At 61.8% G+C, this 15130-nt stretch carries 14 protein-coding genes; 10 read left to right on the forward strand and 4 right to left on the reverse strand.

Annotated features, from left to right (window positions below):
• Positions 1-2: 2 nt before the first annotated feature.
• Positions 3-1688: a GMC oxidoreductase gene (locus AC2A1F_RS13690; RefSeq protein WP_484209596.1), complete on the forward strand. Its 1686-nt coding sequence runs from the start codon at positions 3-5 to the stop codon at positions 1686-1688.
• A 60-nt stretch (positions 1689-1748) separates the two neighbouring features.
• On the opposite strand, the gene AC2A1F_RS13695 is transcribed toward AC2A1F_RS13690, so the two are convergent.
• A complete protein-coding gene (locus AC2A1F_RS13695) occupies positions 1749-2120 on the reverse strand; it encodes a winged helix-turn-helix domain-containing protein (protein ID WP_484209322.1) in 372 nt (123 codons plus the stop codon).
• 106 nt (positions 2121-2226) lie between these two features.
• Between AC2A1F_RS13695 and modA the strand changes: the two genes are divergently transcribed.
• The 8 genes from modA to AC2A1F_RS13735 are packed head-to-tail and all read left to right on the forward strand — an operon-like array spanning position 2227 to position 10843.
• On the forward strand, positions 2227-3009 hold the full coding sequence (gene modA, locus AC2A1F_RS13700) for a molybdate ABC transporter substrate-binding protein (RefSeq protein ID WP_484209323.1): 783 nt from the start codon (positions 2227-2229) through the stop codon (positions 3007-3009).
• A gap of 6 nt (positions 3010-3015) precedes the next feature.
• Positions 3016-3681 (forward strand): molybdate ABC transporter permease subunit, encoded by a 666-nt coding sequence (gene modB, locus AC2A1F_RS13705; RefSeq protein WP_484209324.1) that lies wholly within the window; start codon positions 3016-3018, stop codon positions 3679-3681.
• Positions 3674-4384, forward strand: coding sequence for an ABC transporter ATP-binding protein (locus tag AC2A1F_RS13710; RefSeq protein ID WP_484209325.1), 711 nt, complete (start codon positions 3674-3676; stop codon positions 4382-4384). Before modB ends, AC2A1F_RS13710 begins: the two co-directional genes overlap by 8 nt.
• Positions 4385-4436: 52 nt before the next feature.
• Entirely contained in the window at positions 4437-6995 is a 2559-nt protein-coding gene (locus AC2A1F_RS13715; protein WP_484209326.1) for a DUF1592 domain-containing protein, read from the forward strand.
• The gene (locus AC2A1F_RS13720; protein ID WP_484209327.1) at positions 6992-8332 is read left to right on the forward strand and encodes a DUF1552 domain-containing protein; all 1341 of its coding nucleotides are present in this window, start codon (positions 6992-6994) and stop codon (positions 8330-8332) included. The genes AC2A1F_RS13715 and AC2A1F_RS13720 overlap by 4 nt, the downstream gene beginning before the upstream one ends.
• Positions 8325-9641, forward strand: a complete 1317-nt coding sequence (locus AC2A1F_RS13725; RefSeq protein ID WP_484209328.1) for an ankyrin repeat domain-containing protein — start codon at positions 8325-8327, stop codon at positions 9639-9641. Before AC2A1F_RS13720 ends, AC2A1F_RS13725 begins: the two co-directional genes overlap by 8 nt.
• A 28-nt stretch (positions 9642-9669) precedes the next feature.
• Positions 9670-10134 carry a c-type cytochrome gene (locus tag AC2A1F_RS13730; protein ID WP_484209329.1) on the forward strand — a complete coding sequence of 155 codons (465 nt, stop codon included), beginning with the start codon at positions 9670-9672 and terminating at the stop codon, positions 10132-10134.
• A 31-nt stretch (positions 10135-10165) separates the two neighbouring features.
• Positions 10166-10843, forward strand: a complete 678-nt coding sequence (locus AC2A1F_RS13735) for a cytochrome b/b6 domain-containing protein (RefSeq protein WP_484209330.1) — start codon at positions 10166-10168, stop codon at positions 10841-10843.
• Here the strand turns inward: AC2A1F_RS13735 and AC2A1F_RS13740 are convergent.
• The 3 genes from AC2A1F_RS13740 to AC2A1F_RS13750 form a co-directional block, all read right to left on the reverse strand.
• On the reverse strand, positions 10816-11766 hold the full coding sequence (locus AC2A1F_RS13740; RefSeq protein ID WP_484209331.1) for an NAD-dependent epimerase/dehydratase family protein: 951 nt from the start codon (positions 11764-11766) through the stop codon (positions 10816-10818). The genes AC2A1F_RS13735 and AC2A1F_RS13740 overlap by 28 nt on opposite strands.
• Before the next feature lie 4 nt (positions 11767-11770).
• Positions 11771-12301: a phosphoribosyltransferase gene (locus tag AC2A1F_RS13745; RefSeq protein WP_484209332.1), complete on the reverse strand. Its 531-nt coding sequence runs from the start codon at positions 12299-12301 to the stop codon at positions 11771-11773.
• A 103-nt stretch (positions 12302-12404) separates the two neighbouring features.
• A complete protein-coding gene (locus AC2A1F_RS13750) occupies positions 12405-13334 on the reverse strand; it encodes a LysR family transcriptional regulator (RefSeq protein WP_484209333.1) in 930 nt (309 codons plus the stop codon).
• A 113-nt stretch (positions 13335-13447) separates the two neighbouring features.
• On the opposite strand from AC2A1F_RS13750, the gene AC2A1F_RS13755 reads away from it, so the two are divergent.
• Positions 13448-15013 carry an adenosine deaminase family protein gene (locus AC2A1F_RS13755; RefSeq protein ID WP_484209334.1) on the forward strand — a complete coding sequence of 522 codons (1566 nt, stop codon included), beginning with the start codon at positions 13448-13450 and terminating at the stop codon, positions 15011-15013.
• Positions 15014-15130 lie beyond the last annotated feature (117 nt).

Raw genomic sequence — 15130 nt, forward strand, 5'->3', positions numbered from 1 at the left:
ACATGCAGTTTGATGCTATCGTTGTCGGGTCGGGCATCACGGGCGGCTGGTCGGCGATGGAGTTGACGCGGGCGGGCCTGAAAGTCCTTATGATTGAACGCGGGCGCAATATTGCGCATCAGCAGGACTACGAAACCGAGACCAAAGCGCCATGGGATATGCCGTTCCGTGGATCAGGCGATGCAGCGATGTATGCGCGTGAGCATCCGGTGCAGATGCTCAACAGGCATTTTACCGAGTTTACGCAAAACCACTTTGTGAATGACCGGGAAAATCCCTATTCGCAGGGTCCGAACACCGATTTCACCTGGTTTCGCAGCTATCAGATGGGTGGGCGGTCGCTGACATGGGGGCGGCAATCCTATCGCTGGTCAGACTACGACTTTGGCGCAAATGCGCGCGATGGGCATGGCACCGATTGGCCGATCCGCTATGCCGATCTGGCCCCATGGTATGACAAGGTTGAGGAATTCATCGGTGTTTCGGGCGCGGCAGAGGGACTTAAGCAATTGCCCGATGGGCGCTTTCAGCCGCCGATGGCGCTCAACGTGGTGGAACAGGCCGTACGTGAACGCATCCGCGCCAAATGGCCAGAGCGCTGCCTAACCATTGGCCGGACAGCCAACCTGACCGAGGCCAAGCCCGACCAAGGCCGCGCAGCCTGCCAGAACCGCGCCATTTGCGCGCGTGGCTGTTCGTACGGTGCCTATTTTTCCACGCAATCAAGCACTCTGCCCGCCGCCATGCAGACTGGACTGCTCACAGTGGTGACCGATGCCGTGGTGGAAGCGGTGGAATATGATCCCAAGACCCACAAAGCCACCGGCGTGCGGTGGGTGAACACCAAGACCAAAGCGCGGGAGCGGGCATCAGCGCGGGTAGTGTTCCTCAATGCAGGCGCCTTCAATTCGGTGCACATCCTGCTGAATTCGGCAACCGAGGCTGCGCCGCAGGGGCTGGGCAATTCCAGCGGTGTGCTGGGCACACACATCATGGACCATGCCAACACGCTGTCATCAATGGCCCTTTTCCCCGGTTTCGAACAGCACACGACTTATGGCAACAGGCCCACCGGCACGGTGATCGCGCGGTATCGCAATATGGATGTGCTGGATGGCGATGGCTACACGCGGGGGTTCTCGTTTCAGGGCGGCGCGTTGCAGCCAACATGGACGCAGGGCAAGCGGATGGCGGGCATCGGCAAGGACTTCAAGGGCACGCTGCGCAAGCCCGGCATGTGGAAAATGGTGCTGGTGGCCTTTGCCGATTGCCTGCCGCGCAGCACCAACCGCCTGACGCTAGACCGCACCCGCACCGATGCCAATGGCCTGCCGCTGCTCAACATCGCCTTTGCCTTTGGCAAGGAAGAGCATGCCGCGCTGGCCCAAGCCAAAGCCGATGCCGCCGAAATGCTGACCGCAGCAGGTGGCAAGGTCATCATGGGCCTTGATCGGCCCGGCGCGGGGGGATCGGCCATTCACGAAATGGGCGGCGCGCGGATGGGGCATGATCCGAAAACCAGTGTGCTGAACAAGTGGAGCCAGGCGCACGATGTGCCCAACCTGTTCGTCACCGATGGCGCGCAGATGAGTTCGTCTGCCTGCCAGAATCCGTCGCTTACTTACATGGCGTTGACAGCGCGCGCCTGTGATTACGCCGTTGGCCAGATCAAGGCTGGAGTAATTTAACAAGGAATACCGACAGCGGAATGAAGAATGGAGCCTTGCTGGACTGCTATTGGTCAACAGTCAGGGATCGCGCGGCCCGGCCAGCGCGAGGAGCGCGGCACCGCATTCCCGCGCAGTGGCATTGAGCGCTGTATCGAGCATCCGATACTGCTTCAGTACCTCCATTCCTGCAGGCGTAAGCATCGCTCCGCCACCTGTGCGACCGCCCTTGGTGGTGCAGACCAGCGGTTCGCGCCAGCACGTGTTGAGCGTATCGATCATGTCGCGCGTGCGGCGATAGCTTAAACCCAGCGCCCGTCCGGCAGCGGCGATCGAGCCGGTGCTTTCAATTGCGCCGAGCAGATCGGCTTTGCCGGGGCCAATCGCAATCGCTTCGGCCACCAGTACCTGCACTTTCAGCTTCAACAGAGGTTGCTTGCTTTCTCCGGTCATGCGCTTTGGCCAATCCGTCCTGATCGTTCGTGCAACCGCGTTGACAGGACTGCACCCTTCCTGCGATGTGCGTTGAGGTATACATCGCAGGAAGGGTGCGGGGAAGTTGAGAATCCTGACAACACGGCTGGGGTTTCTGCTCCTGGCGTTGGGATTGGCTACGCCCGCTGCGGCGCAGACAGTGCCGAACATTGCTGCTGCCGCTGACCTTCGTCTTGCCCTGACCGAAGTTGCTGCTGCTTTCTCGCGCGACACCGGGCAAAAGGTATCGCTGACGTTCGGCTCATCGGGCAATTTCTACCGCCAGCTTCAGCAAGGAGCGCCGTTTCAGCTGTTTCTGTCGGCGGATGAGGACTATGTGCTGGCTCTGGCAAAGGCGGGCAAGACGGTGGACCGGGGGACGCCTTATGCCATTGGGCGGCTCGCGTTGGTGGCGCCCAAAGGTTCGCCGCTGCGTGTGGATGGCAATCTGGCCGGTCTGCGTGCGGCGCTGCAAGCAGGCCAGATCACGCGCTTTGCCATCGCAAATCCGGCTCACGCGCCTTATGGAAAGCGGGCTGAAGAGGTGTTGAAGCATGCCCGGCTGTGGAAACCGCTCGCTGGCAAGCTTGTGCTCGGAGAGAATGTTTCCCAAGCGCTGCAGTTCGCCACGGACGGGGGCGCGCAGGGCGGTATCGTGGCCTATTCGCTGGTGCTGGACCCAGCGTTTGCGGCCCGCGCCCGCTATGCGTTGATCCCGGCGGCATGGCATCGGCCGTTGCGGCAGCGGATGGTGCTGATGAAATCTGCAAGTCCAGTGGCCCAACGCTTTTACCGCTATGTCCAGCAACCTGCTGCGCGGCGGATATTCGTGCGCCATGGCTTTGCTTTGCCCGGCGAGGCGAGTTGAGAGGTGATGGACTGGCAGGCCCTCCAATTGTCCATGTGGCTCGGCGTGCTGACGATTGTCATCCTTTTGCCGGTTGCAGTTCTGGTAGGGCGTTGGCTTGCCACCACACAGATGCGCGGGCGGGCCGTGATCGAGGCCTTGCTGACCTTGCCGCTGGTGCTGCCGCCAACGGTCATCGGCTTTTACCTGCTGGTCGGCATGGGCCCGGATTCTGCGGCTGGCCACGCGTGGACGGCGCTGTACGGTGGTTCGCTGGTGTTCAGTTTCGAAGGCATCCTTGCAGCGTCGGTGCTGGTCAACCTGCCGTTCGCCATCCAGCCCGCACAGCGGGCCTTTGAGAGCATAGGGCAAGATCTGCGCGATGCTGCGGCCACGTGCGGGCACTCGCTCTGGCGTACGCTTTGGCGGATTGAACTGCCGCTGGCCTGGCCGGGCATTGTGACCGGCGTTGTCCTGGCCTTTGCGCATACGCTGGGCGAATTTGGCGTTGTGCTGATGGTGGGCGGCTCCATTCCGGGCGAGACGCGCACGCTAGCGCTGTCGATCTATGATCGGGTTCAGGCGTTCGATAACCCGGCGGCCGCGCGCATGGCTGCGTTGCTGATGGCGATTTCACTGGTGGCAGTCACGGCCAGTTTCGTGCTGAGCAGGCGGACCAACCGGCATGGCTGAAGGCCTGTCGATCCACCTGCGTCAGGACGCGCCGATTGCGCTTTCGGTGGACATTGCCGTTGCTGCCGGAGAATCGCTGGCCTTGGTTGGGCCTTCAGGCGCAGGCAAGACTACGATTCTCAAGGCGATTGCCGGGCTCTATCGCCCCGCCCATGGCCGCATTGTCTGCGATGGGCAGGTGTGGCTCGACCGTGAACTGGGCACCGATGTGGCGGCGCAGGCACGGCGTGTCGGGATCGTGTTTCAGTCTTACGCGCTGTTTCCGCACATGACTGCGCTGGGCAATGTGGCAGAGTCCATGCTGGACCTTCCTCGCGCCGAGCGTGAGGCGCGCGCGGCCGCCTTGCTTGATCGGGTCCATCTCGACGGGCTGGGCACGCGCTATCCTGCGGAACTTTCAGGCGGCCAGCAGCAACGCGTCGCACTTGCCCGCGCTCTTGCCCGCGATCCGCATGTCTTGCTGTTGGATGAGCCGTTTTCAGCAGTGGATCAGCCAACGCGGCGGGCACTTCACGCCTTGCTGGCAGAGATCAGGGCGGCAAGTACCATGCCGATCATCTTCGTCTCGCACGATGTTGAGGACGCCGCGCGCAGTGCCGACCGCATCTGCTTTTTGCATAATGGGGTGAGCATTGAGCAAGGAGCTACGCGCGCCATTCTAGATGATCCGATGAGCGCCTTGGTCCAATGGTTGAACGGTTAGCGCTAGTGCGCGAATAATGCACACGCAACGTCCGGTTAATGGCAATGGACGCATGCACCTCCGCCCGATAGTCCGCACCGCGCAGCAGGTATTTGGCCAGACCTGCTACAACGGAATAAGGGGCGCATTTCGGATGAAGCCGGGTTGGCGGGTTCCCGCCGGACGAACTGCACTGATCGCCAGCGTGCTGCTAACCGGCACTTGCCTCTTCGCCTCGACGAATGCTGATAGCTCTCCTGCTTCTGGGCTAGCCAATGGGCGCGCGGCGATGATTGAGCCTATGCTCGATAAGTACTGTTCGCGTTGCCACAATGATTTTGACAATGTGGCGGGGCTATCGGTCGCCGATCTCAAGGCCAGCGATGTTGCCACCGGCCGCAATGCCGAAGCGTGGGAGAAAATCCTGCGTCGCGTGGCATCAGGAGAAATGCCGCCGCATTCCAAGCCGCAGCCTGATATGGTGCAGCGCGCGGCGATGGTCGAATGGCTGGATACCGTACGCGCGCAATATGTGGCCGCGCATCCCGATCCAGGCAAAAGTGCGGTGCGTCGCCTGAACCGCGTGGAATATGCCAACGCTGTCAGGGATTTACTGGGGGTTGAGGCCGATGTGGCGCGCGATCTGCCGCCGGACAATTCGGGCTTCGGCTTCGATAACATCGCCGATGTGTTGAGCGTCTCGCCCACATTGATGGAACGCTATGTGGCGGTGGCAGGCAAAGTGGCGCGGCAAGCGACTGGCCTTGTACCAGCGCGCGCCTTTGTAACGACTTGGCAGGTGCCAAAGGATGGCTCGGTCGGCAATTCGGGCATTCCAGCCTTCAACGAACGGGCCACCACCAATCTGGGTGGAGGCGACCTTCCGCTGGCATCGCGCGGGGGCGCGGCGGTGCGCTATTATGCGCGTTATGATGGACTGTATGATGTCGTCACCTGGCTCAATTCCAATACCAACAACGAGAACGACCGGCTGACCGAGGACCGTTATACGCTGCGGGTGCCGATGACGGCTGGGACGCACCGCATCAGCGTTTCGTTCCGGCGGCAGACCTGGCCCGATGAAAGCGTGCAGTGGCTGCGCAACAATACCGATTATGTGCCACTGCCGCTCGACAAGCCCAAGCTGCTGCCGCTGGACGTGTGGGTGGATGGCCAGCGCGCGGGCACATTGCAGGTGCCGTCGTGGCGCATGCATCCGCGCTATTCGCAGCGCAATTTTCCGCGCGATGTGCTGCAATTGGATGTGGCCGGGCCTTATGACGTCAAGGGTATGGCCGAAACGCCAAGCCAGCGCGCGGTGTTTCGATGCCGTCCACGCAGCGCCGCTGAAGAAGAGCCTTGCGCGCGCAAGATCGTCTCGTCGCTGGCACGACGCGCATGGCGGCGGCCGGTTTCGACAGGTGATATCGCGCCTTTGATGCGGCTCTATTCCGCTGAGCGGGCAGGGGCCTCGTTCGAGCAAGGGATCGAGGCGGCGGTCGAGGCCATTCTCGTTTCGCCGCAATTCCTGTTCGTGGTGGAAAGCCCGCCGCCTGCGGGGATTGCGGGTGTGGCCTATGGTGTGTCCGATCTTGATCTGGCCACGCGCATGGCGCTGTTCCTGTGGAGTTCGATTCCTGATGAACGGCTGCTGTCGCTGGCGGAAAACGGCGGCTTGCGCGCACCCGGCATGATCGATGCAGAAATTGCGCGTATGCTGGCTGACCCCAAAGCGCAGGCACTGACCGAGAACTTTGCAGGCCAATGGCTCTATCTGCGCAACCTTGAACAGCAGCGCCCCGATATCACCGAGTTCCCGGATTTCGATACCCGCCTGCGTACGGCAATGGCGGGCGAGACGAAGATGTTTTTCTCCTACGTGATGGGCGCGAACCGCCCGGTGACGGATTTCATCCGCGCCGATTACACGTTCCTCAACCAGCGGCTTGCCAAGCACTATGGCATTGCGGGCGTGAGCGGCACGGCGTTCCGCAAGGTCAGCCTCGATCCTGTCATGCAACGGGGTGGGCTGCTTGGGCAGGCGAGCATCCTGACAGTCACCTCCTATGGCAATCACACTTCGGTGGTGAAGCGCGGTAAGTGGATTCTTGACAACATGCTGGCCTCACCGCCGCCCCCGCCACCGGCTGATGTGCCCGCGCTTAAGGCAGAGCATGATGGCCGCAAGCTTACCGCGCGCCAGCAGTTGGAACTGCACCGCGCCAATCCCAGCTGCGCCGCCTGCCATACCAAGATGGACCCGCTGGGCTTTGCGCTGGAGAACTTCGATGCGGTGGGCGCGTGGCGCACGGTCGATGCGGGCCAGGCGATCGACAACACGGCCACGTTGCCCGAAGGCCGCGCGATCAAAGGGTTCACCGGGCTGCAGCAAGTGCTGCTCGACCGGCGCGATGAATTTGCGCAGGCCTTTACCGAGCGGCTGATGACTTATGCCCTCGCGCGCGGGCTGGGGCCGAATGACATGCCAGCGGTCCGTGCAATTGCGCGCAAGGCCGCGCAGGAGGACTATCGCGTGCAGACCATCGTTCGGGGCATTGTCACCAGCCCGGCTTTTACCATGCGCAAAGCTCCCGCAGCGCTGAACGTCGCGCGTGCAGGAGCGGCCAAGTGATTGTGCGCCGCGCAGCCCTTTCGCGCCGCACCGTGTTGCGAGGGCTTGGCACCACGATGGCGCTGCCGTTCCTTGAGGCGATGATGCCAAGTGCCGGCGCCGCCGATGTGGCGCAGCGGCCCAAGCGCTTTCAGGTGTTCTACACGCCCAATGGCATGACCATGGCCGAATACCGGCCCACCGGCACCGGCGCGGATTTCACCTTGCCGTCCACGCTCGGGCCGCTTGAGCCGCACCGCAAGGATATTCTGGTGGTCAGCGGCCTTGGCCATGCGCAGGCGGCGGCCTTTGGTGACAGGCCAGCGGGGCATGGCCGTTCGTGCCCGGCGTTCCTCACCGGCACCCGGGCCAAGCAGACCGAAGGCCCGGACATTCGCTGCGGCGTGTCAATGGATCAGCTGTTCGCCGCACATCTGGGAGACGCGACGCAAATCCCCTCGCTCGAACTCGGCGTGGATCAGGCGAGCCTACTGGGTAGTTGCGACATCAACTATTCCTGCGCCTATACCAACGGCATTTCGTGGCTGACGCCAACCGTGCCGCTGCCCGTAACCGCCAATCCGCGCGAGGTGTTTGAGCGGTTGTTCGGCGATGGCGAAGCGCTGGACGAGAAAAGCCGTCTGGCGCAATTGCGTCGGCAGAGCTCGATCCTCGATTTCGTGCGCGAGGATGCGGCGCGGTTGACGGGCGCGCTAGGCATGGAAGACCGGCACAAGCTGAACGAATACATGGACGCCACCCGCGCCATCGAAAAACGCATTCAGCGTGCGCAAGCCTCTCCAGCCACTGCGCAGACCACCTCGATCCAAGCCCCGGCGGGCATTCCTGATGATTTTGCCGAACATGTGAAGCTGATGATCGATCTGCAGGTCATGGCGCTGCAGGCCGATATGACGCGCGTCGGCACGTTCATGATCGGGCGTGAGATTTCCAACCGGACTTACCCGGAAATCGGCATTCCGGATTCGCACCACATGCTCAGCCACCATGGCAGCAGCCCGGACAAGATGGGCAAGCTGGCGGTCATCAACCGCTATCACATGCAGTTCTTCGCCTATATGCTGGCACGGCTGAAGGAGACTCGCGATGGCGAAGGCTCGCTGCTCGATAGCATGCTGGTGCTTCGCGGATCGGCCTTTGGTGATTCAAACGACCATGATTTCATGGACTTACCCGTAGTCCTGGCCGGCGGGCTGGTGAAAGGTGGGCGGCATCTGGAGGTAGCCAAGGGCACGCCGATGTCGGACCTGATGCTGGCGGGACTGAACCTGCTGGGCGTTCCGGCGACAAGCTTTGGCGATAGCATCGGGCCGCTCAAGGGTTTGGCTGATGCTTGAGCTGGTGGCAGGGCTTCTGCTGGCTGGCGCGATGTCGGTGCCAGATGTCATTGCGACTGCGATTGCGGCAGACGATGCAGTGGCTCTGCAGGCAGCGCTTGAGCGCGGTGCGGATGCCAACGCGGCGCTCGATTATGGCGAAAGCCCGCTCGCCCGCGCGGTGGAAGTGCAGGATCCCGCTCTCGTCACGCTGCTGTTAAAGCATGAGGCCAAGCCGAACCTTGCCGATGCCAATGGGCTGACCCCGCTGGCGCTGGCATGCGAGCGTGGCAACGCCGCCATCGTGCAGGCGCTGCTGGATGCCGGTGCCGATCCACGCAAGCCGGGAGCCGAAGGGGCCTGGCCGCTGGCCCTGTGCGCGCGGTTTGCGTCTGCCGAAACCGTGGCCGCGATGTTGGTTAAGGGTGCCAAGCCCGACACCCCCGATCCGCGCAGGCAAACCCCGCTGATGTGGGCCGCTTCTGCCGGGAAGGCAGATGCGGTGGCGCTGCTGCTCAAAGCGGGCGCGAAAGCAAACCGCAGGGCGGCGGAGGGCTTTACGCCGCTGTTCTTCGCCATTGCGGGCGGCAATGGTGATGCGGTGGAACTGCTGGTCCAGGCAGGCGCAGACATTCGTCATCGCGGGCCGGAAAACACCAGTGCCTTGCAATTGGCGCTCTATCAAAAGAACTGGGGGGCGGCGCAACTCTTGCTGGCGCGCGGCAGTTGGGACCTGGCCGAAATTGACCGCAACGGCACCCGCCCGCTGCATGTGGCGGCAGCAGCGGGGCAGGGGGTGCTGGTTTCAGCACTCCTGGCAAAGGGGGCCGATCCCAATGCTCTGACCGGCCCATCGCGCGTCGTCTGGGTGACCGAGGCCAATTTTGGCGTGCCGCCGCCGCCCGTTCCTCCCACGCCACCGCTGTTCAGTGCGGCGCAGGCCGGGCAGGCCGAGGCGATGCGGCTGCTGGCGGCTGCGGGGGCAGACAAGGCCTTTGTTCTGGCAAACGGCACTAACATCTTGCTGGCTGCTGCATCCGGGCAGAGCGCAGATGCGCTCGCGCTGGCGCTCGATTATGCACCCAACGTCGACATCACTGATGCCAATGGGATGACCGCACTGCATCGCGCATTAAGCAGTGGCTGGCATCCTGACCTTGAACCAATGCTGCGCGTATTGGCAAGCCGTGGCGCGCGCACAGACATTGCCGACAAGTATGGACGCACGGCCGCAAAAATGGTTGAAGATGGCCTTGCCACAGTCCGCGAGGCATATTTGAAAGTGTTTCCCCAAAAGCCGCCTTCCGCTTTGGCGCTGAAGCCGTTTTGATCACGCTGCAACAAGACAGGACCTTGCCATGAACAAGCCCCGTATCCGCACTATTGCCGCCGCTATCGCTCTTGTCGCCGCAGCAGGCGGAACGCTTGCCATCGCAGCATCTCCGGCTGACACGATCGGCGCGCGCCAAGCCAACTTCAAGAAAATGGGCGGCGCGATGAAGGTGATCAAGGATGAGTTGGCCGGCAGCGCGGACAAGGTGAAGATGGCAGGAGCCGCCAAGACCATCGCCGCCATGGCCCGCGCACAGGTTCCTCTGTTTCCCAAGGGCACCGGCCCGGGCGCTGGCGTGAAGACAGACGCACTGCCCGCGATCTGGACCGACCGTGCGACGTTTGATGGTCACGCCAAGAAGCTGATTGCCGAAGCGGACAAGCTGGTTTTGGTCAGCGGCACCGGCAACGCAGCAGCCATCGGCGCGCAGTTCAAGGCTGTTGGCGGCACTTGTGGTGCATGCCACAAGCAGTTCCGCGCCGACGATTGATCGGCGATAAGGCTGCAAAAGGGGTTTCGTCGTGACGGAAAAAGTCCGCGTCTGGGATGTGCCGGTGCGGCTGTTCCACTGGTCGTTGCTGGGGCTGTTCACGTTTTCGTGGTGGAGCGGGGAAAACCATGAGATGGAATGGCACCGGCAATCGGGCATGCTGATCGTGGCGCTGCTACTGTTCCGGGTGTTCTGGGGCCTTGCCGGATCGCGCACCGCGCGCTTCGCACAGTTTGTAAAGAGGCCGGGAGAAGTCCTTGCTTATGCGCGCAAAGCTTCGGATGAGCATGCTACCGATGGGCATAATCCGCTAGGTGGGTGGAGCGTTGCGGCGCTGCTGCTGGTCTTGCTGACACTGGTTACGGCAGGGCTGTTTTCGGTGGATGTGGATGGGCTGGAATCGGGGCCTTTGGCCGGATTTTTAAGCTTTGATGGCGGCCGCGCAGCGGCGGAAATTCATGAAATCGCGTTCAAGGCGGCGCTGGCGCTGATCGGCCTGCATGTCTGCGCGATCGGCTACTACCAGTTCCTTGTCGGGCGCGATCTGATCGGCCCGATGATCACCGGCAGGCGCGATCTGGAGGCTGGTGAAACCATTGAAAGCGTCCGCTGGTCTCCAATTCGGGCGCTGATCGGGCTGACAGTGATCCTTGCGATAGTCTGGGCAATCTCAACGGGCTTTCAGTTCGCCAGCGCGGGCGACGTATAGGCCGGATCGTGCGCGAATGGCAGCGGCCCGCCCTCGCGCAAAGCGTCGAGCACTTGCGGAAATCCGGTTTTGCAGCGGAACCCCAAACGGCGTTCGGCATGGGACGCATCGTAAACCCGTCCGATACTCGTGGGCAGGGTCCAACCACGCTGTTCATAAAGGCTGGCAGCATCGGGAAAATAGCGCGCGATTACCGCTTGTGCGTCTGATTTCAGTTCACGCACTTCGTTGCGGCTGAAAGGCGTGGGGGCAGACAGCAGGAACAGATCGAAGCCCAGGTCTGGCGCACGTTCCAAAGCGGCGATTTGGGCATCTGCCGCATCTTCCACCGTCAGTCGGCGGTTCAAAAGCTCGTTGGCTTTCAGATTTTCGCCTGACGGTTGCCTCAGCGTATCGTCATCTTCGGGGAAAAAGCGCCCGGTGCGCAAGACCACACAAGGCAGGCCATGTTCGTGTGCGTAGATGCGGCAAAGGCCTTCGGCGGCGAGCTTGGTCACGCCATAGATGTTGCGTGGCGCCAGCGGGCCGGTTTGCTCGTCCAGCCATACCGCAGCGTCACTCGCCTCATCGCGCACCGTCTGGCTGATCATCAGCGATGTGGTTGAGGTGAAGATAAAGCGATCATGCCCCGCAGCCTTTGCGGCGCTCAACAGGTTGCGCGTGCCAGTGACGTTAACGTCGATGAACGCTTGTTCCGGGTAGCGAACGATATCGGGCTTATGCAGCGCGGCGGCGTGGATGACGGCGTCGATACCGTGGGCAAAGCCTTCTTTCACCACAGCCGGATCGGCCACCGATCCGATAACCTTTGTGTCAGGACCAGGCGCGACATCGAGGCCGACCACGCTGTGTCCCGCGCTGCGCAAGCGGGGTGCCAGAAACCGGCCAAGCCAGCCTGTCGATCCGGTCAGGAGTATCCGCATGATGTCATGCCAAGCGTTCGGGCACGGCCTGTGCTTCTTCTGCCAGCGTTTTTGCGGTCATCACCGCTTCCCATGGGAACACGAACCAGCGCTTGTCCTGCGCACGGTCGATTTCCTCAGCCGCGTAATCGACGCGCGCTTGCGACCGGCAATTGTCCATCAGCACCGCAAACCGCAAGTTGTCAGGGTTGCAGCCGTTTTCGGCAAGAAGGTTGCGGATATAGACGATGGTGCCGCCGCTGTCGTTGATATCATCAACAAACAGCAGCCGCGTGCCATCGGCTGATTTTCCAGCCACTTTGCCCAACAGTTCGTCGGCAAAGCCGGGCACTTTGGAGGAATGGTCGACCGACAGCATCGGCACTTGCAGTTCGTGGCTGATATAGACCGCCGGAACCAGCCCACCACGCCCGATGCCGATGATGAAATCAGGCTTCCAGCGATCAGCCGCCAGCGTGCGCGAAAGGCCGCGCACTTTGGCGAGGAAGTCCTCATACGCGATGTAATTGAGCACCGGAGCGGCGGAATCGATCATGTCCGGAAAGTCCGTTTGCAGCTTGACAAGATTTGCAGGTATCGCCTGATGCCGTGCAGAGCAATCGCGGTTCCCACGACTTTTTGCGCCGCTCTGGAGCCCGCTATGCGGTTTTGGCTGCGCCCGCCGGATAGGCCAACCGGCCAAACGCGGTTTGCATCTCGCTCAGCACGATATCGGCAGCGTAAGACGGCGGGCGCGCCGTGGCGGTGCACAGGGCCAGCGTCATTGGGCGCAGCACGGGATCGGAAATTCGGGTGAACGACAGCAGTCCTGCCTTCACCTCTGTTATCACATCAAGCGAGGTCAGGATCCCGATGCCCACGCCTTGCAGCACCAGCGATGTTATCATCTGGATGTTGTTGCTGGTCACCTTCTTGTCGAGCGTGGCGCGGGTGGTGCCCTCCAGCACGGCAATCTGCTGATGCACGGCCAACGCAGTTGATGGCACGACTACGGGTGATCCGATGCAGGCGGAAAATCGCGCCTCTCCCTGCTCGCCAAACGGGTGCCCGGCCGGCGTGATAAAGCCAAGGTGCACGTCCACAAAGGCGCGCACGGTGATGTCGCGGTAGGATTGCGGATCGAAGAAGATGCCGAAATCCACCTCGTTGCTGGCAATCATGCGGCGGACCTGGTCGTTGCCGGTCACTTTCACATCGATGGTAATGCCGGGATAGCGGCTCTGGATCGATTGAATCGCAGCTGGAATGGCACCTTTGGTGAGCGCATCAATCACCGCAATCTCAACATGGCCGCGCTTCAATCCGCGCAAATCCTCGATCTGGGCGCGTACTTCGCTCAGGCTCTTTTGCCAGCGCCCCCCGGCGGCCATCATGATCTCGCCCGCTGAGGTCAGACGCAGCCCAGTAGGCAGGCGTTCAAACAGCGGCATGCCGATCTCGGCTTCCACATTTAGGATCTGTCGGTCGATGGCCGAGGCGGAGACATTGAGTTCATCGGCGGCCTTGCGGATCGAGCCAAGGCGGCCAACCGCAATGAAATATCGCAGGAATCGGGAGAAGGCTGGCACGGCTGGGGGCTACCTGTTTTTTGCAACGCTGTGTCGGATTCATTGCGTTTGTGTGAAACAGGTCAAGTCCTTAACGACTCACCATCGCATTTTTCGCGATGGAGGGACCATACATGGCAGGGACGTTCACGGCATCTGGCTGGCGCGCACGCATGCGCGAAGCGGTTGTCGTGGGGGCGCTGGCAGTGTGCCCGGCTGTTGCATCGGCCAATGCCCCCGCTCCCGATCTTGCCCGCGAAGCAGCCGTGGCGGCCTTGCTGGATCAGGCAAAGGACAGCCCTCCCGCCTTGCGCGTATTCCTGCGGGGAATGCCCAAGGGCGGTGATCTGCACAACCATCTGGCCGGCGCGATCTATGCTGAGGATTTCATCGCTTGGGCTGGTGCCAAGGGCTTTTGCGTCACTGCCAACGGATTGACGATAGAGCCACCGCCATGCCCGGCAGAACGAGCGATTGAGCGTTTCGCGGTGGCGGACGAATTCGGCTATGACCGGCTGGTCAATTCCATGTCCACGCGCGGCTGGCAGCGCGGGGTTGGTCGCAACGATGTGACCGGTCACAACCAGTTTTTTGAATCCTTCAGTCGGTTCGGCCCGATCGCAGGCGAAACGGCCAAGATGCTGACGGCAACCCGGCGCATCGCGGCAAGCGACAATCTCTCCTACCTCGAACTCGATCACAACACGGCCACACTGGGATCAACGGTGCTGGATGCACCGGCTGGTCCTCTGACCGAGGCTGATTTGGCCAGCCGCTATGCTGCAGAGTCAAAGACCCTTGCCCCGCTGCTGTCCAAGGCGCAGGCCGAACTCAATGCCGATGAGGCGGCAGCTGAAAAGGCTATGGCATGCGGCACCGCGGCGGCCGAGCCGGGCTGCAAGGTTGCGGTGCAATACCTGTTTCAGGCACTACGGGCCTTGCCACCGGGACAGGTGTACCGTTCGCTGATCCTGGGCTTCATGATCGCCGATGCCGATCCGCGCTTTGTCGGCGTGAATATCGTCATGCCCGAGGACGCTTACCCCGCGCGGCGCGATTACAAGCTGCACATGGCGATGATCCGCTTCCTCGCTGCCAAGTACCCGAAGGTAAAGCTCTCACTCCATGCAGGCGAAGTGACGCTCGGCCTCGTGCCGCCGCAGGATTTCCGCGATCATATCGCACAGGCTGTAGCCTTGGGCGCAAAACGCATTGGCCATGGCACGGGCATTGCGTTTGAAGATGCTGCCGAAGACACGATGGCTCGCATGGCGCGCGATGGTGTGGCGGTCGAAATCAATCTCACCAGCAATGATGTGATCCTTGGCGTCAAGGGCGCAGATCATCCGCTCAACCTTTATCGCGCGCACGGCGTACCGGTGGTCCTGTCTACTGACGATCAGGGCGTATTGCGGTCTGACATGACCAATGAATACGTTCGCGCCGTGCGAGAGCAGGGGCTTTCCTATGCCGATCTCAAGAAAGTCGCCCGCGCCAGTCTTCATTATTCCTTCCTTCCGGGCGCAGCGCTGTGGAGCGATCCGGCGGCGTTGAAACCCGTCTCAGCCTGCACTGATCCCGCATCGTCAGGATGCACCAAGTTCTTGTCAGAAAACAAGAAAGCTGCCCTGCAAGCAGAGCTGGAGCAGCGCTTTGCACGGTTTGAAGACGAACGTTTGAAGCGGGCAAAAGGGCCATGAGTATTCCGCAGCGCTCAACTTCACTTGTGGCAACAACGAAAGACAAGGTGCGCGACTTGCGTATCGCCCGCCAAGCTGCGGCGTGATCGAAGGGACGACGGCACGGGAAAAACAACT

It is taken from the genome of Novosphingobium sp. HNCC26BN242 (assembly GCF_057180525.1).